Here is a 23386-nt window from a genome sequence, read left to right as displayed (position 1 = left end):
CGGGTCAGGCGAGGGGCAGCTCGGCCCAGATGATCTTGCCGTCGGGGATGTAGCGGGTGCCCCAGCGGTCGGCGAGCTGGGCGACGAGGAACAGGCCGCGGCCGCCCTCGTCCTCCGCGGCGGCGTAGCGCAGGTGGGGGGAGGTGCTGCTGGTGTCGGAGACCTCGCAGATCAGGCAGCGGTCGCGCATGAGCCGTACGCGGATCGGTCCCGAGGCGTGGCGGATGGCGTTGGTGATGAGCTCGCTGAGGATGAGTTCGGTGGTGAACACCGCCTCGTCCAGGCCCCAGTCGGCGAGCTGGCGGGTGACGTCGGCGCGGGCCTGGGCCACGACGGCGGGGTCGGCGGGCAGTTCCCATTCGGCCTTGCGGTCGGCGTCCAGGATGCGGGTGCGGGCGACGAGGAGGGCGATGTCGTCGCTCTGCCGTTCGGGCATCAGGGCGTCGAGCACGGCGTCGCAGATCTCCTGCGGGGGGCGGCCGGGGTGGGCGAGGGTGGTGCGGAGGATCTCCAGTCCGGTGTCGATGTCGCGGTCGCGGTCCTCGACCAGGCCGTCGGTGAAGAGCACCAGGCTGCTGCCCTCCGGCAGCTGCAGTTCCATGGACTCGAAGGGCAGTCCGCCCAGGCCGAGCGGCGGTCCGCCGGGGAGTTCAGGGAACTCCACGGTGCCGTCGGGCCGGACGAGCGCGGGCAGCGGATGGCCGGCCCTGGCCATCGAGCAGATGCCGGTGGTCGGGTCGTAGACGGCGTACAGGCAGGTGGCGCCCGCGATGGCGGGTTCGTCCGGGACGTCGGCGGCCTCCTGGTCGATGCGGCCCACCAATTCGTCGAGGTGGCCGAGGAGTTCGTCGGGCGGCAGGTCGAGGGAGGAGAAGTTCTGTACGGCCGTGCGCAGCCGTCCCATGGTGGCGGCGGCGTGCAGGCCGTGGCCGACGACGTCGCCGACGACGAGTGCGACGCGGGCGCCGGGCAGCGGGATGACGTCGAACCAGTCGCCGCCCACTCCGGCCTGGGCGGGCAGGTAGCGGTAGGCGGCGTCGAGGGCGGTCTGTTCGGGCAGGCCACGGGGCAGCAGGCTGTGCTGCAGGGTGACGGCCAGGGCGTGTTCACGGGTGAAGCGGCGGGCGTTGTCGATGCACACCGCGGCACGGGCCGCCAGCTCCTCGGCGAGCGACATGTCCTCGTCCTCGAAGGCGTCGCTGTGCTGCGTCCGCCAGAAGTTGACGATCCCCATCAGCACGCCGCGCGCCTTCAGCGGGACGGTGATGAGGGAGTGGAAGCCGTAGTCCAGTATCTCCTGGGTGCGGGAGGGTTCCTGGGTGCGCCAGCCGCTGGAGTCGGCCAGGGAGGGGACGAGCACGGGATGCCCGCTGAGGAAGCCCTGGGCCTGCGGCGTGGGCGCGGCGAACCGGTGCAGTTCGCCCGCCCGGTACAGCGGGTGGTCCTCGGGGGTGCCGCCGAGCGCGACGCGGCGCAGCTCGGGTGCCTCGCCGGTGGCCGTGCGGGGTTCCTCGCCGCGCAGGACGGCCTCGGCGAGGTCGACGGAGACGTAGTCGGCGAAGCGGGGGGCGGCGACCTCGGCCAGCTCCTCGGCGGTGCTCGTCACATCCAGGGTCGTGCCGATCGCGATGCTGGCGTCGTACAGCAGCCGCAGCCGGCTGCGGGCCACCTCGGCCTTGCCGGCGAGGGAGCGCAGTTCGGTGGTGTCGCGCAGGGTGGCGACGCTGCCGGGCGGACCGCCGCGGCGGTCGGTGGGCCGGTTGTTGACGGCGAGGAGGCGCTTGCCCACCGGGACGACCTCGTCGGTGGCCACGCGGCGGGAGACCAGGAGGTCGGCCATCCGGGGGTCGAGGCCGAGCCCGGAGACGTGCCGCCCCTCGACGTCCGGGGGCAGGTCGAGCAGGCGGCGCGCCTCGTCGTTGGCCAGCAGCACCCGTCCGTCGCCGCCGACGATGACGACGCCCTCGCGCACCGCGTGCAGCACGGCGTCGTGGTGTTCGTACATTCGGGTCATCTCGGCCGTGCCGAGGCCGTGGGTCTGCCGTCGCAGGCGTCTGCTCACCAGGGCGGTGCCGGCGGTGGCGAGGGCGAGGGCGGCGGCGCCGGCGCCGATGAGGAGGGGGAGCTGCTGGTCGACGGCGCTGCTCACCCGGCTGATCTTGATGCCGGAGGAGCACAGGCCGACGACGGCGCCGCGGGAGTCCTTCACGGGGACGATGACCTGCAGTTCCTTGCCGAGGGGGCCGTTGACCTCCTCGAAGTAGGTCTTCCCCTGCAGGGACGGGCCGATGGTGCCGACGAAGTGCTTGCCGATCAGTTCGGGGTCGGGGTGCGAGTAGCGCAGGCCGTCCCGGTTCATCACGACGATGAAGTCGACTCCGCCTTCTTCCCAGGCGGCCTTGGCGGCGGGCTGGATCACCTTGGCGGGGTCGGGCCCATCCATCGCGGCCACCAGGCCGGGGCCGTGGGCGAAGGCCTCGGCGGCGGCGAGCGAGCGGCCGCGGGCGGCCTGGAGCCGGTCGCTGCGGGCCTGCAGCAGCAGGGTCGTCACGGCGGCGACGACCAGCAGCAGCACGATGAGGACCTGGAGCACGAACATCTGACCGGCGACGCTGCGGACGCTCGCCACCGACCGCAGGCGCCGCCCCGCGGGCGCCCCGGAACCCGGGCGCCGCTGTGGCCGCTCAGGCCGGCGGCCGGGACGCCGGCCACCGAGCCGACGGCCCAGAGGCCCCCAGGAGCGGCCCCGGTTTCGGGCCATACCCCATGTCTACCCCGGCCCGTTCCGCGGCGCGAACGAAACGGGCCGCCTGCCGGCGGAGGATGTCCGTCGGCAGGCGGCCCGGATGAGCGGGTACTCAGGCCCGCAGGCTCAGAGCTTCTCGGCCGCGCTCAGCTCGGCCTCCTGCTTGGTCCTGGCGACGCGGCGGCGGGCCACGAACCAGCCGACGACCAGGGCCGCCGCGATCAGCGGCAGACACAGCACGGTGGTGCGGTCGGCGCCCTTCTGGGACGCCATCAGGCCGATCACGGAGGCCAGGAAGACCAGCGTGACGATCTGGGTGTAGGGAGCGAAGGGCAGTCGGTAGGAGGGGCGCTCGACCAGGCCCTGCTTCGAGCGCCGCCAGAACAGCAGCGAGCAGAGCATGATCATGCCCCAGGTGCCGATGATGCCGATCGCGGCGAAGTTCAGCACGATCTCGAACGCGTCCGCGGGGACCACGAAGTTCAGGCCGACGCCCAGGACGCAGAACCCGGCGGTGAGCAGGATGCCGCCGTAGGGCACCTGGCCCTTGTTCATCTTCGCGGTGAACCGCGGGGCCGAGCCGGCCACGGCCATCGAGCGCAGGATGCGGCCGGTGGAGTAGAGGCCGGAGTTGAGGCTGGAGAGCGCGGCGGTGAGGACGACGAGGTTCATCACGCCGGCCGCGTACGGGACGCCGATCTTCGACAGGACGGTGACGAAGGGGCTCTCGCCGGCGTGGAAGGCCGTGTACGGCAGCAGCAGCGCCAGCAGGACGACCGAGCCGACGTAGAAGATGCCGACGCGCCACATGATCGAGTTGATCGCCTTGGGCATGATCTTCTCGGGGTTCTCGGTCTCGCCCGCGGCGACGCCGCACAGCTCGACCGAGGCGTAGGCGAAGACGACGCCCTGGACGACGAAGAGCATCGGCATCACGCCGGCCGGGAAGATGCCGCCGTGGTCGAGGATGTTCGACAGGCCCGGGGCGTTGCCGCCGATGTCGTGCTGGGTCGTCAGCAGGACGATGCCGATGACCATGAAGATCACGAGCGCGCTGACCTTGACGATCGCGAACCAGAACTCCATCTCGCCGAAGTACTTCACCGAGATGAGGTTCACGGTGAGCACGATCGCGAGGGCTATCAGCGCGAGCACCCACTGCGGGATGTCGCTGAACATGTGCCAGTAGTGCGTGTAGGTGGCGACGGCCGTGATGTCGGCGATGCCGGTGGTGGCCCAGTTGAGGAAGTAGAGCCAGCCGGCCGTGAACGCGCCCTTCTCGCCCATGAATTCACGGGCGTAGGAGACGAACGCGCCCGAGGACGGCCGGTGCAGCACGAGCTCGCCGAGCGCCCGGACGACGAAGAAGGCGAAGAGCCCGCACACCGCGTAGGCGATGAAGAGCGAGGGTCCCGCGGTGTGGAGGCGGCCACCGGCGCCGAGGAAGAGGCCGGTGCCGATCGCGCCGCCGATGGCGATCATGTTGACGTGGCGGGACTTGAGGTCCTTGCTGTAGCCCGCGTCGCCGGCGTCGACGTGCGGGGTCGTCGCTGCCGGGGCGGCTGTGCCGGGCTGGGGGTCGGCCGCAGTGAGCGTGCGGTCACTCATAGGTGTCTTCGCCTTCGCTGAGGGGGGCAGGACCGAGCGGTACGACGCCGTCGTGGGGATCGGCCACGGAGTACGTGACCGCTCGGTGTCCGGTCCCGGCTGGCGACGCCGGGGCGGGCGATGGAACATCGCCCCCGGAAGAGAGCCATCAGAAAAGGGAAGCGGCAGTGCCGATTCCGGTCCGATGACTCATGCGCTGAATGGTGTGAGGCGCGTAAGTACCCCGTCAAGAGTTCAAGGGAATTTGTTTTTCCGGACACGTTACGCGCGGTAACGGTCTACGCGCCTTGGGTGCGAACGGCATCGGCAATGTGCGGAAAACCCGCATTCGCCCAGGCCTCCCCGGCCGGTGAGACGGTCATCACGTCGTAGCCCTCGAAGCCGGAGATCCGCCCCCGGGCGGCCTCGCCCCTCGCGAAGGCCGCCGTGGCGTAGACATCGGCCCAGGTCAAAGACGGACCGGTCACCGTGGCCGAGAGCAGGGCACAGGCCGGGCGGCCGGTCCGGGGATCGACGATGTGGCAGCCGCGCTCCGCCGTCCCCGACGTGGCCACCGCCAGATCCCGCCCCGCGACCATCGTCAGCAGCTCCCCCGGCCGGGCCGGGTTCGCGATGCCGACGCGCCAGGGAGCACCGGGCGCACCCTCGCCCCGGAGCCGGACGTCTCCCCCGCCGTTGACGCAGGTGTTGCGCGCCCCGGCCGCGTACAGCAGCTCCGAGGCCCGCTCGACCGCCCAGCCCTTGACGAGCCCGGTGGGATCGAGCACCCCGCTGTGCGTGGCGCTGAACCAGCCCTGCGTCCTGCGCTCCGCCTCCGCGCACAGCCGCAGCACCTCGCCCACCTCGGCCGGGCAGCGCTCGACGGTGGTCTCGCCGCGGGCCAGGCGGCTGACGGCGCTGTCCGGCCGGTAGGTGGAGAAGAGGGCGTCGACGTGATGGAGCCACGCGACGGCCTGCTGCAGGGCCGCGGTGACCGCCGGGGTGGCCGGGTCACGGATGTCGAAGGAGAACACCGTGCCCATGACGTGCTCGACGTGGCGCAGTCCGCGCACCGGTTCAGGCACCGGCCTTGTCCAATGCGCTCTGCAGGGACTGGACGTAGCCCTCGCTGGTGTAGCTGGCCCCGGAGACGGCGTCGATCTGCGCACCCTGTGCGCCCAGCGCCTCCTGGGTCAGCCGGGGCACGGCGTAGGAGGAGATCTCCCGGCTCCGGCCCCGGTCGGAAGGCACCTGGAGCGCCTTGACGCCGGTCAGCCTGCCTTGCTGGAGGGTGACCGCGATCTGCACGGGACCGTACTCGGTGTCGATCACGTCCCCGGTGAAGGTGCCCGTCCGGCTGCCCGACGGGGCATGGGTGGACGGAGACGCCGGCCGGTGTGCCGCGGCGAGGGGCGGCGGCGCGCTCTGATGCGGCTTGAGCGACAGCAGCAGGACGACACCCGCGACGGTCGACAGCGTGGTGACGGCGGCTCGGCGCACGCTCGGACTCCTCTTCATTTCTCCGGCCGTTCGCGTCAGAACGCGAACGACTCGTGGTGGATGCGGCGGCCCGGAACTCCCGCGCCCCGCAGGGCGCGCAGCACCGTCTCCGTCATGCCGGGCGGACCGCACAGGTAGACGTCGTGCTCGGCCAGGTCCGGCAGCAGCCGGAGCAGGGAGTCGGAGGTGAGGGGAAGATAGGGGAAGCCGTGCGCCGCCGGGTCGCCGACCGAGTACAGGACCCGGGCCCCGCGGGAGGCGGCTATCGCGTCCAGTTCGCCGCGCAGCGCGAGGTCCTCGGGGCGGCGGGCCCGGTAGACGAGCGTGACCTCGCCGGGCAGCGTCTCGAAGAGCGTGCGCAGCGGGGTGATGCCGACACCCCCGGCGACCAGCAGGCTCTTGCGGGCGGTCCGGCGGGCGGCGGTGAACCCGCCGTAGGGGCCCTCCGCCCGGACCCGGGTGCCGGGGGCCAGCCGGGCCACGGCCGCGCTGTGCCGTCCGGCGGCCTTCACCGTGATGCGCAGCCAGTGCGGATGGGCCGGCGCGGAGAGCGAGTAGGGGTTCGCGGTCCACCACAGGCCCGGGGCCAGGAAGCGCCAGCGGAAGAACTGCCCCGGCTCGGCGGCGAGTTCATCGAGGCGCTCGCCCGTCATGTACACCGAGACGACGCCGGGCGCCTCGGTGCGCACCTCGGCCACCCGCAGCCGGTGGCGCATCCCGCGCCGGACGGGCACCACGAAGCGGTACCACACCAGCAGTCCCGCGGCCCCCAAGTACAGCGCGTACCAGGCGAGCTGGGCGGAGGTGTCGCCGACGAAGTCCGCGCCGTTGGCCAACTGGTGCCCGAAGACCAGGAAGATCGCGAGATAGGCCGCGAAGTGCAGGAAGTGCCAGGCCTCGTAGCTCATCCTGCGCCGTGCGGCCCGGGCCGAGACGATGCCGGTCACCACGAGCAGCAGGAATCCCACGGTGCCCTTGAGCAGGTCCGGGTAGTCCAGCACGAGCGTGGTGGTCTCGCCGACGACGCCCGTGTGCGCGGTCAGCGTGTACCCCCAGATGATCAGCAGGGTGTGCGCGAGCGCGAGGAAGACCGTGTAGCGGCCGCCGGCGGCGTGCCAGCGGGCGAGCCGGTCCGTGCCGACGCCGCGGTCCAGCGCGGGCACCCGTGCCATGAGCACGAGCAGCACCGCGCAGGCGTACCCCGCGAGCAGGCCGGTGATCCGTCCGGCGCCGGTGAGCCAGCCCGCGGTTCCGACGACGGTCGCGGTGTTGCTCCACCACAGTCCGAGCACGGCCGCGGCGCCGGCCCAGATACCCAGCTGGGCCGGCGCCGCGGTCACCCGGGCGCGGCGGCGCACGGCCCGTGCCCGCCGTGCCGCGACCCGGCCCCCGTCCGTACTGATGGCCACGTGGCCTCCCTTCTCCGGACCTTCTCCGGTGGACGGGGGAAAGCCTCGCAGCGCTTCTTCTCAGAACCCTCTGAACCGGGGGCCGGAGAAGATACTCAGAAGGAATCCACAGGTTTCCGGCCCCCGGCGCACAGAACGATGCGGAATGCTGGGCGCACCATGCTGAACCGCACCCCCTCCCCCGCCCTGTGCAGGCCCGACGGCGGGCCCGTCCGCGTGCTCGTGGTCGACGACGAGCACGACCTCACCGACGTCCTGTGCCAGGCCCTGCGCTACGAGGGCTGGGAGGTGCGCAGCGCCGGGGACGGTGCGTCCGCCGTCGCCGCGGCACGCTCCTTCCGGCCCGACGCGGTCGTGCTGGACTGGATGCTGCCCGACACGGACGGCCTGGCCGTGCTGCGCGAGCTGCGGGCGGACGCGCAGGGGGTGTGCGTCCTCTTCCTCACGGCGCGCGACGCCGTCGAGGACCGTATCGCCGGGATCACGGCGGGCGGCGACGACTACGTCACGAAGCCGTTCAGCCTGGAGGAGGTCCTCGCCCGGCTGCGCGGGCTGCTGCGCCGGGCGGGCATGGCCCGCGAGCCGAGCGGCAGCCTGCTGGTCGTCGGGGATCTGGTGATGGACGAGGAGGCCCGCGAGGTGAGCCGGGCGGGGACGGCCGTGGAGCTGTCCCGCACCGAGTTCGAGCTGCTGCGCTTCCTGATGCGCAACCCCCGCCGGGTGCTGTCGAAGGCCGTCATCCTCGACCGGGTGTGGGCCTACGACTTCGGCGGCCGCGCCCACGTCGTGGAGCTGTACATCAGCTATCTGCGCAAGAAGGTCGACGCGGGGCGCACCCCGCTGATCCACACGGTGCGCGGGGTCGGGTACGTCCTCAAGCCGGAGGCTGCGTGAGAGCGCCCCGGACGCTGCGCGCCCGCCTCACCGCCGGGCTGGTGCTGCTGCTCGCGCTGGCCTCCCTCACGGTGGGGGTGACGACCTCGCTGGCCCTGGAGTCCTTCCTCGTGGGCCGGCTGGACCAGCAACTCGTGGCGTCCGGAGGGAAGTTCGCCGCCAGCCTGGAGCACGACGAGGATCCCGACGGGGACAACCGGCCGGACACCCGGGGGCAGTCCGACGGCACCTTCGGCGCCCGGCTGACGCGCGGCGAGACCACCACGGCCGCCGTCGTGCGCGAGCAGACGGACGAGGCCGTGCCGCTCACCGCCGCGGACCGGAACGCCCTGGCAGACCTCCCCCGCGACGGACGCGGCCACGGCATCCGGCTGTCGGCACTGGGCTCCTACCGGGCCGTGGCCGTGCGCGGCGACGACGGCGACGTACTGGTCACCGGCATGCCGCTGCACCGGGTGGAGGAGACCGTCCACCGCCTGGAGCTGGTCGAGGCCGTGGTCTTCGGCACCGCCCTCGCCGTCACCGGGGTGGCGGGCGCGGCCTGGGTCAGGCTGTCCCTGCGCCCGCTGCGGCGAGTGGCCGCCACCGCGGCCGAGGTGAGCGAACTCCCGCTGGCGAGCGGCGAGTTCGCCATGCCGGACCCCGTTCCCGACACCGACACCCGCACCGAGGTCGGCCAGGTGGGCGCCGCGCTGAACCGCATGCTGGGGCACGTCGGCGACGCCCTCGCCCGGCGGAAGGCGAGCGAGCAGCGGCTGCGGCACTTCGCCGCCGACGCCGGGCACGAGCTGCGCACCCCGGTGGCCACCGTGCGCGCCCACGCCGAGCTGGCGCTGCGCCATCCCGGGCCGGTGCCCGGCGAGGTCCGGCATGCGCTGCAGCGCATCCAGTCCGAGACGCAGCGCATGAGCGGCCTCGTCGACGACCTGTTGCTGCTGGCCCGGCTCGATGCCGGCCGGCCGCTGGCCCGGGAGGCCGCCGACCTCACCCGGCTCGCCCTCGACGCCGTCGACGACGCCCGTGTCGCCGCACCCGGTCACCACTGGCTGCTGGACCTGCCCGAGGAGCCGGTGACGGTGACCGGCGACGAGCACCGCCTCCACCAGGTGATCGCCAACCTCCTCGGCAACGCCCGCACGCACACACCCTCCGGCACCGACGTCACGCTGCGCATCGCGGCCTCCCCGGCCGGCGCCGAGCTCACGGTGACCGACAACGGCCCCGGCATCCCCGAGGCCCTGCAGCCCGAGGTCTTCCAGCGGTTCACCCGTGCCGATCACAACCGCTCGCGCGCCTCGGGCAGCACCGGTCTGGGCCTGGCGATCGTCGAGGCCGTCGTCACCGCGCACGGCGGCACCGTCGGCGTCACCAGCAGGCCCGGGCACACGGCGTTCCGGGTGCGGCTCCCCCGTCAGGGGCCGTCCGCCCCCGGCTCCTGACGCAGCACGTCGACGACCACGGAGCCGTCGATGGTCTCGCGGGCGACGAGGAGGTCGGCGAGCCGGTCGAGGGCGGCGCGGTGCTCCCGGAGCAGGTCCAGGGCGCGCTGCTCGGCGTGCCGGATCAGGCGGGCGACCTCCTCGTCGACGATGCGCTGGGTCTGCTCGGAGTACGGGGGGCGGCGCAGCAGGTCCTCGCCGGCCGGTTCGCCGAGGTACTGCAGGGCGGACGAGGCGTAGCCGACCGGGCCCAGGGCCGGGGAGAGGCCGAATTCGCGGACCATGCGGGTGGCGATCTCCGTGGCGCCGGCCAGGTCGTTGGCCGCCCCGGTCGAGCCCTCGCCGAAGACGACCAGTTCGGCGGCCCGGCCGCCGAGGCGGACGGCGAGCAGGTCGGTGAGGTAGCTCTCGCTGTAGAGGTGCCGTTCGGCCTCGGGCAGCTGCTCGGTGACGCCGAGGGTCACCCCGGCCGGGAGGATGGTGACCTTGGCGACCGGGTCGGCGTGTTCGCACAGCGCGGCGACGAGGGCGTGGCCGGACTCGTGGACGGCGACGGAGTGCCGTTCCTCGGGGAGCAGGGCGTTGGAGGTCTCGCGCCGGCCGAGCAGCACCCGGTCGCGGGCGGTGTCCAGGTCCCCCTGGGTGAGGGTCGCGCGGTCGGCCCGGACGGCGTTGATGGCCGCCTCGTTGACGAGGTTGGCGAGGTCGGCGCCGGAGAAGCCGGGGGTGGCGCGGGCCACGGTGTCCAGGTCGACCCCGGGGTCGAGGGTCTTGCCGCGGGCGTGGACGGCGAGGATGGCCGCACGTTCGGCCTGGTTGGGCAGGGGCACGGTGACCTGCCGGTCGAAGCGTCCGGGCCGCAGCAGGGCGGGGTCGAGGGCGTCGGGGCGGTTGGTGGCGGCGAGCACCACGATGCCGCTGCTCTGGTCGAACCCGTCCATTTCCGCGAGGAGTTGGTTGAGGGTCTGTTCGCGCTCGTCGTTGCCGCCGAGCCGGGTGCCGCCGCCGCGGCGTCCGCCGACGGCGTCGATCTCGTCGATGAAGATGATCGAGGGCCCGCGCTTGCGGGCCTCGTCGAAGAGGTCGCGCACCCGGGACGCGCCGACGCCGACGAACATCTCGACGAAGGCCGAGCCGGTCACGGACAGGAAGGGGACGTCGGCCTCCCCGGCGACCGCCCGGGCGAAGAGCGTCTTGCCGGTGCCGGACGGCCCGACCATGATCACGCCGCGTGGCCCCTTGGCGCCGGCGGCGGCGTACCGGCCGGGGTTCCGCAGGAAGTCCACCACCTCGCTGATCTCCTGCTTGACCCCGTCGTAGCCCGCGATGTCGGTGAAACCCGTGGTCGGCCGCTCCGCTTCGATGATCTTCGCGCGGGAGCGTCCGATGGCGCTGATGCCGCCGGACAGCGATCCGGCCGCCCGGCGGAAGCCCCAGAAGAAGAAGGCGGCCAGGAGCAGCAGCGGCAGGAAGGCGAACAGGAGGGAGGGCCAGACGCTGCCGCTGCTGCTCTGCACGGCGGAGATGCCCACGTGCTGGGCCTGCAGCTGCTGTTCCAGGCCGCCGGAGCCGAGGGCGGTGGGGAGCTGGGTGGTGAAGTGCGTGCCGTTCTTGAGGGTTCCCTCGACCGTGCCCTTGTCGTTGATCTCGACGGTCTGCACCTGGCCGGCGCCGACTTTGCCGACGAAGTCGCTGTAGGAGACCTGGTTGCGGGACGGGCCCGTCAGGCCGCGCGAGGTCGCCAGGGCGATCAGCAGGCCCAGCAGCACGAACGGCATGATCCACAGCCACCAGCGGGGCGTCTGCGGCGCCGGTGCGGGCCGCTTGCGCGGTCCCTCGGGCGGCGGCCCGGGCTCCGTCGGCGGTGCCAGGTGGCGGTGCGGCAGGCGCATGCGTGTGATCACGGAACCGCTCTTCTCCCACGGGTTCTGTTCCGCCCGTCCTTCCATCATGCACCGGGGGCCGCGGCCCGGCGGCCGGGCCGGTGGCAGCGGCGCGGCGGCGGGCGCGCTGCGCTTCGGCGGGCTCACCGGCCGCAGGAACCAGAACGCGGCGGCGAGGCCGAGGACGACCAGGACGGCCGCGAGGGCCGGCGCCCGGAAGGCCAGGGGCCCGGGCGGCGCGACCGGGTCCGTCACCGGCACCAGGTGGTAGGCCCCCGGGACCAGCAGGGCGGCGGCGATCCCGTAGCGGACGACGATGCCCTGTGCCGCGTGGGCGCTGCCCGCGATTCGACAGGGGCACAGCGGGCGCGCACGATGGGCCGGTGGGCCCTGGTGCAACGGCCCGCACGGGCGCCAGGCTCGCAGAAAACGGACGGACTCCGCGACCCCCGGAGGCAGTCATGCGCGACGTCACGACCCCGGAACCGGCCACCGCCCTCACCGACCAGGAGCTGCGGGCCCTGGACGCACACTGGAGAGCCGCGAACTACCTGGCCGTCGGGCAGATCTACCTCATGGCCAACCCGCTCCTGGCGCAGCCGCTGCGCCCCGAGCACATCAAGCCCCGGCTGCTGGGCCACTGGGGCACCTCGCCGGGCCTCAACCTGGTCCACACCCACCTCAACCGCGCCATCCGCGCCCACGGCCTGGACGCGCTGTGCGTCTGGGGCCCCGGGCACGGCGGGCCCGCGGTGCTGGCCAACTCCTGGCTGGAGGGCTCCTATTCGGAGACGTATCCGGACGTGAGCCGTGACGCACCCGGCATGGAGCGGCTGTTCCGGCAGTTCTCCTTCCCCGGCGGCGTGCCCAGCCACGTCGCCCCGGAGACCCCCGGCTCGATCCACGAGGGCGGGGAGCTGGGCTACTCCCTCTCCCACGCCTACGGGGCCGCCTTCGACAACCCGGGCCTGCTCGTCGCCTGCGTCATCGGCGACGGCGAGGCCGAGACGGGACCGCTGGCCGCGTCCTGGCACTCCAACAAATTCCTCGACCCCGTGCACGACGGCGCCGTCCTGCCGATCCTCCACCTCAACGGCTACAAGATCGCCAACCCGGCCGTCCTCGCCCGCCTCCCCGAGCCCGAGCTGGACGAACTGCTGCGCGGCTACGGCCACGCGCCCCTCCACGTGACCGCGGAGCCCGGCGACGACCCGGTGTTCGTCCACCGGGACCTGGCCCAGGCGATGGACACCGCGCTCGACCGGATCGACCGGCTCCGGCGGACCGCCCGGGAGGAGGGCGTGACCGAACGCCCCCGCTGGCCGGTGATCGTGCTGCGCACGCCCAAGGGCTGGACCGGGCCCGCCGAGGTCGACGGCCTGCCCGTCGAGGACACCTGGCGCGCGCACCAGGTGCCGCTGCCCGGCGTCCGCGAGAACCCCGAGCACCTGCGGCAGTTGGAGGCATGGCTGCGCTCGTACCGCCCGGAGGAGCTCTTCGACGAGCACGGACGCCCCCGGCCCGAGGTGCTCGCCTGCATCCCCGAGGGCACGCGCCGGCTCGGCGCGACACCGCACGCCAACGGCGGCCTGCTGCTGCGCGAGCTGCCCCTGCCGCCGCTGGAACGCTTCGCCGTCCCCGTCGACAAGCCCGGCACGTCCCTGCACGAACCGACACGCGTGCTGGGCGAGTTGCTGGAGAACGTCATGGAGGCCACCGGCGAGCGCCGGGACTTCCGCCTGGTCGGCCCCGACGAGACGGCCTCCAACCGGCTCGACGCCGTCTACCGCGCCAGCGGCAAGGCCTGGCAGGCCACGACGGTCCCCACCGACGAACACCTCGACCGGCACGGCCGCGTCATGGAGATCCTCTCCGAACACACCTGCCAGGGCTGGCTGGAGGGCTACCTGCTCACCGGCCGGCACGGCCTGTTCTCCTGCTACGAGGCGTTCGTCCACATCGTCGACTCCATGGTCAACCAGCACGTCAAATGGCTGCGCGTCTCCCGCCGCCTGCCCTGGCGGCGCCCCGTCGCCTCCCTCAACTACCTGCTCACCTCCCACGTCTGGCGCCAGGACCACAACGGCTTCTCCCACCAGGACCCCGGCTTCATCGACCACATCCTCAACAAGAGCCCCGAAGCCGTACGGGTCTACCTGCCGCCGGACGCCAACACCCTGCTGGCGGTGGCCGATCACGTGCTGCGCAGCCGCGACTACGTCAACGTCGTCGTCGCGGGCAAGCAGCCCTGCTTCGACTGGCTGGGCCTGGAGCAGGCGCGGGCGCACTGCGCCCGCGGCGCCGGCGTCTGGGAGTGGGCCGGCACCGAGAACGGCACCGGGGAACCCGACGTCGTCCTCGCCTGCGCCGGTGACGTGCCCACCCTGGAGGTGCTGGCGGCCGCCCAGCTCGTCCGCCACCGGCTGCCCGGACTGGCCGTGCGCGTCGTCAACGTCGTGGACCTGGCCCGGCTGCTGCCCTCGGCGGAGCACCCGCACGGCATGACCGACGCGGAGTACGACGCCCTGTTCACCCGCGACAAGCCGGTCGTCTTCGCCTACCACGGCTACCCCTGGCTCATCCACCGCCTCGCCTACCGCCGCACCGGCCACGACCACCTGCACGTGCGCGGCTACAAGGAGATCGGCACCACGACGACGCCCTTCGACATGGTCGTCCGCAACGACCTCGACCGCTACCGCCTGGTCATGGACGTGATCGACCGCGTCCCGGGCCTGGCGGTACGCGCCGCCACGGTCCGGCAGGCGATGGAGGACACGCGCAACCGCCACCACTCCTGGATCCGGGAGCACGGGACGGACCTGCCGGAGGTCACCGACTGGACGTGGGCGGGCTGAACTTCCCTACGGACGACCAGAATCCGCACCCGTGCTCGCCGGCCACGTCCGCCTCCCGGACGCGGCCCGGCACGAACTGCATCTGGCCGGCGCCCCGGTCCGTCCCGGCAGCCCACCGCGGCGCCCCGGGATGGTTCGGGTTCCCGGTGCGGGCGAACGTGCTCCAGTACCCGACCATCGTCGCCGCCATCGCCTGCTGCGCCTTCGTCTTCATCAGGTAGTGACCGCCGAGGTCGAACAGCGACGGCAGGTCGGTGGCGTGCGCGGCCCCCTGGGGCAGCCCGGGAACGTCGATCCTGTTCACGTTGGGGGCGTCGGGATCGGCGAACTCGTACGGATACACGGTGGTGTGCGCGGCCAGGTCCCGGTCGGCCGCCGCCGTCTGGCACGCCCACGACGCATCGGTGACAACGGTGGCCCACGCCAGCGGCGCCGACCCCCCGTACCGCGACAGCGGATATCGGGCCGCCACCCGGTCCGCGGCGGCCCCGAAGGCGGTGCGCAGCAGCGCCGGGTAGGTCGCGGCGGTGATCAGGGCCGGGTCGGCCCGCACGGCGCCGCCCACGTACGAACGCGCCTCGTCCCGGTTACCCCCGGAGATCACCGGCACGTGGAGGAAGACCCCCTTCCGCAGCGCCGTCGCCGGGTTCAGCGGCAACTCCGGGGTGCCGTAGGCGAGATGGTCGGCGAAGTCCGCGGTGTGCGGCAGCAGGTCGGCGGCCGGCTTGGCCCGCATGCAGGCCAGTACGTCCGTGCGGCATCCGCTGCTGCGGGCGGCTGCGACACCGTCCGCCTGATCCTGCGACAGCGAGGTGTACGGCGTCTCCTCCGGCACGCCCGGGAACACGCCGCCGGCCGGCCAGTCCAGCAGGCACGACCCGGACGAGACGGCCGCCTTGTCGACCAGGCCCCGCGCCTGCGGCGAGGTCAGCAGCGCACAGGCCGACATGCCGCCCGCCGACTCGCCGAAGACCGTGATGTTGTGCGGGTCGCCGCCGAACGCGGCGGCGTTGCGCTTGGCCCACCGCAGACCGGCGATCTGGTCCTCCAGCCCGAAGTTGCCGGATCCGGGCAGGCCCGGCAGGCCGAAGTAACCGAAGATGCCGAGCCGGTAGTTGAGCGTCACGACGATGACGTTGCCCTGGTCCGCGAGCCGGTCGGCGCCGTAGTCGCTGCCGGCGCCGCCGGTGTAGCCGCCGCCGTGCCACCACACCATGACGGGCAGCCGGGCGCCCGGCGCCATCCGGCGCGGCGTGGTGACGTTGACGAACAGGCAGTCCTCGTCCGTCGAAGCGGGCTGCCCCGGCCCGGCGGCCGTCTGCGCACACCGGTTGCCGGGCCGGGTGGCCTCGCGGACGCCGGTCCACGGGGCCGCCGGCTGTGGCGCCGTCCAACGCAGGGCGCCGACGGGCGGTTTCGCGTAGGGCACGCCGAAGAAGTGCCGGGTGGTCGCGGTGGCGTCGCCGCGCAGCTGCCCGGTGTCCACGCGCACGGTGAGCGGTGCGGCCGGCGGCGTGGCCGCCTGGGCCGTGCCCGGAGCGGACAGGGCGACCAGTGCCGCGGCAATGGCGGCGGCGAGCGTGCGTAACCTCATGACTCCCCCTTTGTTGTTGCTGCTGTTGTTCCGATGGCGGTGGTTGCGGCGTCGAAGGTGGCCCGCAGTTCGGACGCGTACGGCTCGACGGGCCCGCCGGCTGCGATGTGCGCCAGTGCCGCGTCCAGCGCGCCGCGGAGGGTCGCGCACATGATGTCGACGTTGAACTCCCGGAACTGGCCCTGTGCTTGACCGGCGCGCATGACGGCCGCCAGATCCGCCATTTCCCGGGTGTGCCGCTCGTGACGCGGCCGGGGCACGCCGTCCTTGTCCGCGTAGATCTCGGTCAGCGCGGTCATCTGGACCGGGTGGGCGGCGTACAGCTCGACACTGCCGCCGATGAAGGTCAGCAGCATGTCGCGCGGAGTCCTGGCCACCCGCATCCGGGGCACCAGGAACGCGGCACCGATGTCGTACACCGACTGCACCACCTGCTCGATCAGATCGGCCCGGTCGCGGAAGTGATAGGTGAGCACGCCACGGCTCACCCCGGCGCGCTCGGCGATACGCACGGTCGATGCCCGCACCAGCCCCACCTCGGCGATCAACTCGGTGGCACACCGCACCAGTTGTCTGCGACGAGCGGCCTGGATGAACGACTCGTCCCCGCTCCCCCGGGCAGTCTGAACAGTCATGTATGAAATTTAGCAGGCCTGTTCAAGAATGGAACCATGGATGAAGCCATGAACGACATCGCGATCCGCCCTGTCCGGCACGGCGAGTTGGCCGCTGTCGCCGGACTCCGCTGGCGCTGGATGCAGGAGCTGTACGGAACGCCCGACACCGCGCTGGAGGAGTTCGTGCCCCGGTTCGTGGCCTGGGCCCGGGAGAACGAGTCCTCGCACCGGTGCATGGTGCTGCTCCGCGGCCAGAAGGTCATCGGCATGGCGTGGCTGGCGACCGCCCGGCGCGTCCCGCATCCGGGCGCGTTCGAGCGGGCCTCGGGCGACGTGCAGTGCGTGTACGTGATGCCGGACGAACGCGACCGCGGTCTGGGCGGCGAGCTGATCGAGGCGGTGGTGTCGTGGGCGCGCGATCTGGGCCTGGAACGGGTGACGGTGCACTCCAGCGACCGGGCGGTTGCGGCGTACGCCCGTCACGGATTCGAGGCCTCGCCGCGCCTGCTCCAGTACGAGGTGGGGCGGGACCGCGCGGAGTGAGCCCCCGCCCCCGGCGAACAGGGCCGGGGCCTGGCGGGAAGTGCCGTTACGTGGTGTGCTGGAAGTGACGGGAAGGCCCCTGTGAGAGACGCGGGGAAGCGGAGAAAGACCGTGCACCGCGCAATCAGGATCCGCGAGAAGTGGATGGGCCTTCCCGTCCACCCATGAGCAAGCGCGGCCCGGTGCGCCGGCCGCCCTCCCCGGATGCGCAGGACCGGCACAAACGGCAGTCTGGCCATAGACGAACGCATACGCGTGCGCATGCGTATCCGCATGCGTATCCGTGCAGGGAGGTGGCCCGTGGTGCGACCGGTGACCGTCGGCTTCGACGGCTCCGCCGAGAGCCTGGCCGCTACCGCCTGGGCGGGCCGGGAGGCCGTGCTGCGCGGGGTGCCGCTGCGCATCGTGCACGTCCTGGACGTACAGACGGACGCCACACGGGACGCGCCCGGAGCCTCCGCCGAGCGGGAGTGGGCCGAGAGCAGGCTCGAGGTGGCCCAGGAACGGCTCACCGAGGCGCACCCGGACCTGCGGATCGACGTGGACCGGGTGACGGAACCGCCGGTCAGGGCCCTCGTCGACGCCGCACGGGACGCGGAGGCGCTGGCGCTGGGCTCACGGGAGCTCGGCACCCTGCAGGGGTTCCTGCTGGGGCCCGTGAGCCTGGCGGTGGCCACGCATGCGCCCCGCCCGGTGGTGGTCGTCCACGAAGGGCCGGCAGGACCGGCGAACGGGGACGGGGCGGTCGTGCTCGGGCTCGGCCCCGCCCGGCCCTACGACCCGCTGCTCGCCCTCGCCTTCGAGGCCGCCGCCGCCCGCGCCGCGGTACTGCGGATCGTGCAGGTCGGCGACGGGCAGCCGGAGCCGCGGGGCGGCAGCGCGCTGGCCGAGGTGCTGCGCCCCTGGCGGGAGCGGATGCCGGCGGTGGAGGTCGACGAGTGGCTGACGACCGGCTCCGCGGCCCAGCACCTGCTGGAAGCGGCCGGGCAGGCCGCCCTGCTCGTCGTCGGCCGGCGCGAGCACCGGCACCCCCTCGGCGTGGCCCTCGGCCCCGTGGCCCATGCGGCGCTGCACCACGCGCCGTGCCCGGTCGCGGTCGTACCGCTCGGCTGAGCGGCTGCCACACCGGTCAGGTGTGTTCGTGGCGCACCGTGCACAGGCCCCAGATGACGAAGACGCACAGGGCCATGAGCACGATCGACCACAGCGGGTAGTAGGGAATGGACAGGAAGTTGGCGACCAGGACCATGGCCGCGACGGCAACCCCCAGGATTCTGGCCCAGAGGGAGACGCGGAACAGCCCGACCCCGATCATGATCGCGGCGATGCCGAGGAACAGGTGGATCCAACCCCAGCCTCCCAGACTGAACTTGAAGGCGTAGTCGGGTGTCTTGAGGTACACCGCGTTGTGGAGCACGGCCATGATGCCGCGGAAGAGGTTCAGGAACCCCGCGATCAGCATCATGACGGCTGCGAACACCGTGAGGCCGGCAGCGGCCGTGCACTTGTCGGCGTGGGTATCAGGAGCGGATGCCATGATCGTCCTCCTTTGCCTGCGTGGTGCTCCAGGCACGGGGAAAGCACGTCCCGGCTCGGACGAGCCGGACCGCTCCCTTCCATGGTCGCTCGCGCCCGCCGGTGATCGCACGCGGGCTGCCGGGGCGGACGCCGTGGGTGACGAGACCGTTGCCGTGAGTGTGCCGACGGCCCGTGCGGCACCACGACCGCGGTGCCGTACCTGTGGCTGTCCGGGACCTAGCTGAGGATGTCCCTGGGGGTGGCAGCGATACCGGCGTAGGCGGTGCTGATGAGCACAGGCTCCGGGGAACGTGGGGTTGCCCCCGCTCAGCCGCCCTCGCCCGGCGGCGTGCCGCAACTCGGGCCGCCGGGGCCGTCGAACTGCACCGAGTTGAAGAAGTCCCGGAAGTCGGGGAAGAAGTTGCCCTTGCCGGTCGGGCCGGCGGACGTGACGGACGTACAGCCGGTGTAGTTCGCGCCGGACCACAGGTAGACGGTGGAAGAGGTCCGGTTCCAGTCCGACTCGCCCCGGTTGTTCATGCCGAGCGCCGCGAGATCCGGTGTGCTGCCCGTCAGCGTGATCATGTCGCCGGTGCCGTCGAGGCCCGAGAACATGCAGTACGAGCCGTCAGGGCAGCGGTCGTAGCCGTCGGCCGCATGGGCCGTGGAGACCGGCATCGCGACGGCGGCCACGGCAGCCACCGGCACGAGCAGGGCGCGCAACGCGTTTCTCATCTCTCCAGGGAACAGCACCAGCAGGCTCAGAGCCAGCGCTGTGCCGCCTCGATGCTGTCGCCGCCGCTGGTGTTGAACGCGATGGCGGCCTGCGGTGCGTGACGGCGGATCAGGTTGATCACTTGCTCGAAGAGCGGGAGCAGCGGCTCCGCCTTGCGGATCCCGCCCCCGACGACGACCACGTCCCACGGGCGCTCCGTCAAGGAGGCGACGAGGGCGGACTCGGCCGAATCGTCGAACACGATCAGCGTCATGGCCGCGTCGATGCCGTGCTCGGCGAACCGGCCCAACTCCTTCTCAAGAGCCGCCCGGAGGGCCTTCCCGTCGATGCCGGGGATCGCCAGGGGGTCGTACCCCACCACAAGTACTGAAGACATACGGCCAATCTACCGAGCCGCACGCGGCGTTGGTCAGCGCGGCCGGCTCTGGGTGATGCGCCACAGCCGGCGGGGCAGGTCGCCTTCCTCGAAGGGATGGATCTCGTCCAGGGTCCAGTCGTCGGCAAGAGCGTCGACGAGCTCGCAGGAGAAGAAGTGGACCGCGAAGCCGCCGTGTTCGTAGATGTCGTCGCCGTGGGCAGTACCGGCGCCGTAGTGCGCATCGCCGGTGTGACGGACCGTGTAGACGAACACGCCGCCCGGCCGCAGGACGCGGCGGGCCTCGTCCACCAGGGCGTGGATCTCCTTGGTGGACAGCGCCATGCAGAGCAGCATGTGCGCGAAGACGGCGTCGACGGAGGCGCCCGGCAGCGGCAACGGCTCGCGGACGTCGTGCACGGTCGTGGTGACCCGCTCCGCGACGCCCTGGGCGCGGGCGGCCTCGCGCAGCTGGTCGAGGCCGGTGGTGGAGAAGTCGGTCGCCTGGAGGGTGAAGCCCTCGCGGGCGAAGTACAGGGCGTCGCGGCCGTGGCCGGCGCCCAGTTCCAGCACGTGCGTGGCTCCGGCCGCGCGGAAGACCTCGCAGGCGTGGACGGCCGGGTCGGAGGGCTGCTCGCCGTACATGCCGGGGTGGGCGCCGTAGGTGGTCTGCCAGTGCGCCCGCTGGGCGTCCCCCAGCTCGTGCTCGTCTGCGGCCATGCCGGTACAGCTCCGCCCGTTGTCAGTGCCTCCTGCGAGCATCACCGTATGACACCGTTGCTTCTCACAGACATCGAGCAGGCCGTTCGGAGCAGTTGGAGTGCCGAGACGTGCACGCCGGAGTTCCGGTCGCACTGGAGCCCGGACAATCCGGCCCGTGACCAGTGCGGGGTGACCGCGATGGTGCTCAACGACCTGCTGGGAGGCGAGCTGATCCGGGGAGAGGTCCACGTCGAGGGCAGGCGCGTGGACTACCACTGGTGGAACCGCCTGGGCATGGGCCTGGAAATCGACCTCACCCGCGAGCAGTTCGGGCCGGAGGAGATCGTCACCGGAGGGATCGTCATACCCCGGCCGCCCGTGACCGAGTGGTCCAGGCTCCGCGAGGAGTACGAGCTGCTCCGTGATCGCGTCATGGAACGGCTCGGGCAGCGGGGGCCGGTGGTCGCCGGGTGAGGGAGCGCGTCAGTGGTAGTGGCCGTGCCGGCCGAGGGTGTCCACGGGAGTGGCGCCGGGGCGGGTCCACTGCGGTACGGGGCGGCTGGTCGGGCCCCAGGTGGCGTTTCCGTCCGCGCCCGAGCGCCAGGACCAGCACGGGCTGTTCCCCTTGGGCCAACCCTCGGGGTGGTCCTCCCACGCTTCGCCGCGGCCGTAGGGCGTCATGTCGAGCAGGCCGAGAGACCCGTTGACCCGCTCGTTGCCCCGGGCCGTCATCGAGTAGGTGAGGAACGTGCGGTCACCGTCGCGCAGGAAGCAGGTGAGGTAGCCCATGGCGCCGCCGACCGGCGCGTCCGCGTCGCGCACCGAGTACCAGGGCTGGGTGTAGCCCATGAACGCGACGTAGGAGGCCGCTTCGTCCCACGGACCCGTGGTCAGGACGGCGAACGAGACGCCGCGGGCGTTGAGGTAGACGGCGTCCTGCAGGTGCCAGGCCGTGGTGGTGCAGCCCTCGCACTGCCCCTGGTGCGGCGCGCCGTCGTACCACATGTGCTTGTAGACCACGAGCTCGTCGCGCCCCTGGAACAGGTCCAGGAACGGGACCGGACCGTCCGGTCCGACGACCTCGGCCGAGCCGTCGAACTCCACCATCGGCAGCCGGCGGCGGGCCGCGGCGATGGCGTCGCCCTCGTGGGTGTGGGCCTTCTCGCGGATCAGGAGTTCGTCACGCGCCGCCTGCCAGGTGGCCAGGTCGACGACGGGCGGGCGGCCGGGCAGCGTGGTGGCCGGGTCGCCGGGGGTGTTCGCCATGATGTCCTCCGTGGTGTGTCGTGTGTGCCGAGCAGAGTCGTACAACGCCCTGCACCACCAGAACAGCCCCACGACCCGGCAGGATGCGCCCGCAGCCGGACGTGCACGGACCGGAACCGCCGACGGCCGCCGTCGGCCCCGTGCCCGGCGGCGGCCCGATGCGGCTCGGCTCAGCTCGACTCAGATCAGCTCAGCCGGGCCGTCGCGTACGCCTCGATGGCGTCACGCTGGTAGGCGGCCAGGCCCGGCGCAACCGCCTCGTACACCGCGCGCCACGATGCGTTCTCCACGCAGGAGCGTCCCATCGCCCGGTACTCCGCGGTGGAGACGGCGCGCAGTGCGGTCAGCACCTGGTACTGGGCCTCGATCTCGGCCAGTACCTCGTCGGCGTCTGCGGGCAGACCGGTGGCCATGTGCTCGGCCATCCGGATCATCTGTGCGGTCCGCCGGCGGTGTCCCGCTTCGATCTCCTCCTCGCTCATCGTGGCGGTGCGCTGCCGGACCGCCTCGGCGTGCTCGGGGAAGTCGCGCAGAGTCTCCTCGTACATGGCGGGCCGGACGCCTTCGAAAAGGTTCTCCGGCCGGTTGATCCTGGTCATGGGTCCACCGTCCTTCCTGGACTGTTCCAGTGCGGTGATCGTCCGGGAGACGGTGCGGGCCAGCGCGTCGAGCCGGTCCCGCTCGGCGAGCAGCCGGCTGCGGTGTCCGCGCAGTGCCTCCAGCTCGTCGACCTGTTCGGCCAGGATCCGGCCGATCTCGGGAAGCCCGACACCGAGTTCCCGCAGGACGAGGATCTGCTGCAGCCGCAGCAACTGCCGTTCCTCGTAGTAGCGGTGCCCGTTGGTGCCGATCCACGCCGGCGGCAGGAGCCCGGTCTCGTCGTAGTGGCGCAGCGTCCGGGCCGTCACGCCCGACATCCGCGCGACCTCTGCGATCGGCCACCCCATCGCCGTCTCCTCGTGAACGATTCACCGGGCCGGTCTCTCCGGCCCTGTTCAGGACGGTAGAGGTTGCCGCTGCGGCAACTTCAAGGACGGCGGCCTACAGCGCGGCCCATCTGCGGGCGATGGCGGGCGCCGATCCGGACACGCCGGAGCTGGCCCAGCTCGTCGGCGAACTCGTGATGAAGAGCCCGGAGTTCGCCCGCCTGTGGGAGCGCTACGACGTCCAGGCGCGCGGCGGCCGGAAACACTTCCAGCACCCGGAGGTCGGTTCGATGTGCCTCACCTTCGAAGTGATGGCGATCTTCCGCACGGGCGGCCAGCGTCTCGTCACCTATCAGGCGCCGCCCGGCACCCCGGACCACGACGCGATGCTGCTGCTGGACATGGCGGATCCCCAGGAGGCGGGGGTACCCGAGGGGGCGGGGCGCTGAGAGGTCGTCTCCATTGGTAAGTGCAGTGCATCAACTGCGGACTGTTCGCGCAGTTCCCCGCGCCCCTTTGGGGCGCGACCACGCACTGCACTTCGCCAAGCCCGCTCAGGAGTTGTCCGGCGGGGCGTGCGGCAGGTAGAGGTGCCCTAGCGGGGGTTTTCGCCGGAGATGCCACGGAGGGCGTTGAGTTCGGCGTTCAGGATGTTCACAGCCTCCTTGCGGGAATTGTTGACGGTGTCGCTGATCGCGCCGATGGGGTTGGGAGCTGCCTGGGCAGGCTCTGCAATGACGAGGCCACCCACCGTGAGAACCATGCCTGTTGCCACGGTGGTGACGATGCGGCGTGCTCGGTACAAGTCTCGGT

The 23386-nt window shown here is 72.4% G+C and carries 22 protein-coding genes; 7 read left to right on the top strand and 15 right to left on the bottom strand.

What is annotated here, in order from left to right; all coding sequences use genetic code 11:
- Positions 1–4 precede the first annotated feature (4 nt).
- From ACLHRZ_RS24525 to ACLHRZ_RS24505, 5 genes are all read right to left on the bottom strand, one after another.
- Positions 5–2761: a SpoIIE family protein phosphatase gene (locus ACLHRZ_RS24525; RefSeq protein WP_490420655.1), complete on the bottom strand. Its 2757-nt coding sequence runs from the start codon at positions 2759–2761 to the stop codon at positions 5–7.
- Between the two features lie 111 nt (positions 2762–2872).
- Positions 2873–4354, bottom strand: a complete 1482-nt coding sequence (locus ACLHRZ_RS24520; RefSeq protein ID WP_490420654.1) for an amino acid permease — start codon at positions 4352–4354, stop codon at positions 2873–2875.
- A 278-nt stretch (positions 4355–4632) separates the two neighbouring features.
- A complete protein-coding gene (locus ACLHRZ_RS24515; RefSeq protein ID WP_490420749.1) occupies positions 4633–5376 on the bottom strand; it encodes an FAD:protein FMN transferase in 744 nt (247 codons plus the stop codon).
- Positions 5377–5410: 34 nt separating this feature from the next.
- Positions 5411–5833 (bottom strand): FMN-binding protein, encoded by a 423-nt coding sequence (locus ACLHRZ_RS24510; protein WP_490420653.1) that lies wholly within the window; start codon positions 5831–5833, stop codon positions 5411–5413.
- 35 nt (positions 5834–5868) lie between these two features.
- On the bottom strand, positions 5869–7242 hold the full coding sequence (locus ACLHRZ_RS24505) for a ferredoxin reductase family protein (protein ID WP_490420652.1): 1374 nt from the start codon (positions 7240–7242) through the stop codon (positions 5869–5871).
- A 159-nt stretch (positions 7243–7401) separates the two neighbouring features.
- Here ACLHRZ_RS24505 and ACLHRZ_RS24500 point away from each other — a divergent pair, with 159 nt between their 5' ends.
- Positions 7402–8136 carry a response regulator transcription factor gene (locus tag ACLHRZ_RS24500; protein ID WP_490420651.1) on the top strand — a complete coding sequence of 245 codons (735 nt, stop codon included), beginning with the start codon at positions 7402–7404 and terminating at the stop codon, positions 8134–8136.
- Positions 8133–9575 (top strand): sensor histidine kinase, encoded by a 1443-nt coding sequence (locus ACLHRZ_RS24495; RefSeq protein ID WP_490420650.1) that lies wholly within the window; start codon positions 8133–8135, stop codon positions 9573–9575. The genes ACLHRZ_RS24500 and ACLHRZ_RS24495 overlap by 4 nt, the downstream gene beginning before the upstream one ends.
- Here ACLHRZ_RS24495 and ftsH read toward each other — a convergent pair.
- Positions 9548–11857 carry an ATP-dependent zinc metalloprotease FtsH gene (gene ftsH / locus ACLHRZ_RS24490; RefSeq protein WP_490420649.1) on the bottom strand — a complete coding sequence of 770 codons (2310 nt, stop codon included), beginning with the start codon at positions 11855–11857 and terminating at the stop codon, positions 9548–9550. The genes ACLHRZ_RS24495 and ftsH overlap by 28 nt on opposite strands.
- Before the next feature lie 62 nt (positions 11858–11919).
- Here ftsH and ACLHRZ_RS24485 point away from each other — a divergent pair, with 62 nt between their 5' ends.
- Positions 11920–14316, top strand: a complete 2397-nt coding sequence (locus ACLHRZ_RS24485) for a phosphoketolase family protein (protein ID WP_490420648.1) — start codon at positions 11920–11922, stop codon at positions 14314–14316.
- Here ACLHRZ_RS24485 and ACLHRZ_RS24480 read toward each other — a convergent pair.
- Entirely contained in the window at positions 14291–15910 is a 1620-nt protein-coding gene (locus tag ACLHRZ_RS24480) for a carboxylesterase/lipase family protein (protein WP_490420647.1), read from the bottom strand. The genes ACLHRZ_RS24485 and ACLHRZ_RS24480 overlap by 26 nt on opposite strands.
- Positions 15907–16545, bottom strand: coding sequence for a TetR/AcrR family transcriptional regulator (locus tag ACLHRZ_RS24475; protein ID WP_490420646.1), 639 nt, complete (start codon positions 16543–16545; stop codon positions 15907–15909). The genes ACLHRZ_RS24480 and ACLHRZ_RS24475 overlap by 4 nt, the downstream gene beginning before the upstream one ends.
- Positions 16546–16581: 36 nt before the next feature.
- On the opposite strand from ACLHRZ_RS24475, the gene ACLHRZ_RS24470 reads away from it, so the two are divergent.
- Entirely contained in the window at positions 16582–17070 is a 489-nt protein-coding gene (locus tag ACLHRZ_RS24470; RefSeq protein ID WP_490420645.1) for a GNAT family N-acetyltransferase, read from the top strand.
- Positions 17071–17370: 300 nt separating this feature from the next.
- Positions 17371–18183 carry a universal stress protein gene (locus ACLHRZ_RS24465; RefSeq protein ID WP_490420644.1) on the top strand — a complete coding sequence of 271 codons (813 nt, stop codon included), beginning with the start codon at positions 17371–17373 and terminating at the stop codon, positions 18181–18183.
- Positions 18184–18199: 16 nt separating this feature from the next.
- Here the strand turns inward: ACLHRZ_RS24465 and ACLHRZ_RS24460 are convergent, their stop codons facing one another.
- From ACLHRZ_RS24460 to ACLHRZ_RS24445, 4 genes are all read right to left on the bottom strand, one after another.
- Entirely contained in the window at positions 18200–18607 is a 408-nt protein-coding gene (locus ACLHRZ_RS24460; protein WP_490420643.1) for a DUF7144 family membrane protein, read from the bottom strand.
- Positions 18608–18915: 308 nt separating this feature from the next.
- Positions 18916–19323 carry a peptidase inhibitor family I36 protein gene (locus ACLHRZ_RS24455; RefSeq protein WP_490420642.1) on the bottom strand — a complete coding sequence of 136 codons (408 nt, stop codon included), beginning with the start codon at positions 19321–19323 and terminating at the stop codon, positions 18916–18918.
- A gap of 26 nt (positions 19324–19349) precedes the next feature.
- The gene (locus tag ACLHRZ_RS24450) at positions 19350–19700 is read right to left on the bottom strand and encodes a hypothetical protein (protein WP_490420641.1); all 351 of its coding nucleotides are present in this window, start codon (positions 19698–19700) and stop codon (positions 19350–19352) included.
- A gap of 33 nt (positions 19701–19733) precedes the next feature.
- On the bottom strand, positions 19734–20399 hold the full coding sequence (locus ACLHRZ_RS24445) for a class I SAM-dependent methyltransferase (RefSeq protein WP_490420640.1): 666 nt from the start codon (positions 20397–20399) through the stop codon (positions 19734–19736).
- Positions 20400–20447: 48 nt separating this feature from the next.
- Here ACLHRZ_RS24445 and ACLHRZ_RS24440 point away from each other — a divergent pair, with 48 nt between their 5' ends.
- Entirely contained in the window at positions 20448–20855 is a 408-nt protein-coding gene (locus ACLHRZ_RS24440; RefSeq protein WP_490420639.1) for a YunG family protein, read from the top strand.
- A gap of 9 nt (positions 20856–20864) precedes the next feature.
- Here the strand turns inward: ACLHRZ_RS24440 and ACLHRZ_RS24435 are convergent, their stop codons facing one another.
- Together ACLHRZ_RS24435 and ACLHRZ_RS24430 are read right to left on the bottom strand one after the other, a co-directional pair.
- Positions 20865–21647, bottom strand: coding sequence for a DUF899 family protein (locus tag ACLHRZ_RS24435; protein WP_490420638.1), 783 nt, complete (start codon positions 21645–21647; stop codon positions 20865–20867).
- A 185-nt stretch (positions 21648–21832) separates the two neighbouring features.
- Positions 21833–22594, bottom strand: coding sequence for a MerR family transcriptional regulator (locus tag ACLHRZ_RS24430; RefSeq protein ID WP_490420637.1), 762 nt, complete (start codon positions 22592–22594; stop codon positions 21833–21835).
- Between ACLHRZ_RS24430 and ACLHRZ_RS24425 the strand changes: the two genes are divergently transcribed.
- On the top strand, positions 22576–23022 hold the full coding sequence (locus ACLHRZ_RS24425) for an MmyB family transcriptional regulator (RefSeq protein WP_490420748.1): 447 nt from the start codon (positions 22576–22578) through the stop codon (positions 23020–23022). The two genes, ACLHRZ_RS24430 and ACLHRZ_RS24425, sit on opposite strands and share 19 nt — an antisense overlap.
- Positions 23023–23168: 146 nt before the next feature.
- Here ACLHRZ_RS24425 and ACLHRZ_RS24420 read toward each other — a convergent pair whose 3' ends face one another.
- Positions 23169–23348 (bottom strand): hypothetical protein, encoded by a 180-nt coding sequence (locus tag ACLHRZ_RS24420; RefSeq protein ID WP_490420636.1) that lies wholly within the window; start codon positions 23346–23348, stop codon positions 23169–23171.
- Between the last annotated feature and the right edge of the window lie 38 nt (positions 23349–23386).

Source organism: Streptomyces sp. AM25 (assembly GCF_058146165.1).
Note: the sequence above shows the minus strand (reverse complement) of the source record. Positions and strands in the feature narration are given on the sequence as shown.

Bases quoted from the DNA above. Each gene is read 5' to 3' on its own strand.
- ACLHRZ_RS24525 (WP_490420655.1), bottom strand. From the start codon at position 2,761: ATGGCCCGAAACCGGGGCCGCTCCTGGGGGCCTCTGGGCCGTCGGCTC.
- ACLHRZ_RS24430 (WP_490420637.1), bottom strand. From the start codon at position 22,594: ATGGGGTGGCCGATCGCAGAGGTCGCGCGGATGTCGGGCGTGACGGCC.
- ACLHRZ_RS24460 (WP_490420643.1), bottom strand. From the start codon at position 18,607: ATGGCATCCGCTCCTGATACCCACGCCGACAAGTGCACGGCCGCTGCC.
- ACLHRZ_RS24485 (WP_490420648.1), top strand. From the start codon at position 11,920: ATGCGCGACGTCACGACCCCGGAACCGGCCACCGCCCTCACCGACCAG.
- ACLHRZ_RS24470 (WP_490420645.1), top strand. From the start codon at position 16,582: ATGGATGAAGCCATGAACGACATCGCGATCCGCCCTGTCCGGCACGGC.
- ACLHRZ_RS24475 (WP_490420646.1), bottom strand. From the start codon at position 16,545: ATGACTGTTCAGACTGCCCGGGGGAGCGGGGACGAGTCGTTCATCCAG.
- ACLHRZ_RS24445 (WP_490420640.1), bottom strand. From the start codon at position 20,399: ATGGCCGCAGACGAGCACGAGCTGGGGGACGCCCAGCGGGCGCACTGG.
- ACLHRZ_RS24500 (WP_490420651.1), top strand. From the start codon at position 7,402: ATGCTGAACCGCACCCCCTCCCCCGCCCTGTGCAGGCCCGACGGCGGG.
- ACLHRZ_RS24435 (WP_490420638.1), bottom strand. From the start codon at position 21,647: ATGGCGAACACCCCCGGCGACCCGGCCACCACGCTGCCCGGCCGCCCG.
- ACLHRZ_RS24520 (WP_490420654.1), bottom strand. From the start codon at position 4,354: ATGAGTGACCGCACGCTCACTGCGGCCGACCCCCAGCCCGGCACAGCC.
- ACLHRZ_RS24440 (WP_490420639.1), top strand. From the start codon at position 20,448: ATGACACCGTTGCTTCTCACAGACATCGAGCAGGCCGTTCGGAGCAGT.
- ACLHRZ_RS24515 (WP_490420749.1), bottom strand. From the start codon at position 5,376: ATGGGCACGGTGTTCTCCTTCGACATCCGTGACCCGGCCACCCCGGCG.
- ACLHRZ_RS24450 (WP_490420641.1), bottom strand. From the start codon at position 19,700: ATGTCTTCAGTACTTGTGGTGGGGTACGACCCCCTGGCGATCCCCGGC.
- ACLHRZ_RS24480 (WP_490420647.1), bottom strand. From the start codon at position 15,910: ATGAGGTTACGCACGCTCGCCGCCGCCATTGCCGCGGCACTGGTCGCC.
- ACLHRZ_RS24455 (WP_490420642.1), bottom strand. From the start codon at position 19,323: ATGAGAAACGCGTTGCGCGCCCTGCTCGTGCCGGTGGCTGCCGTGGCC.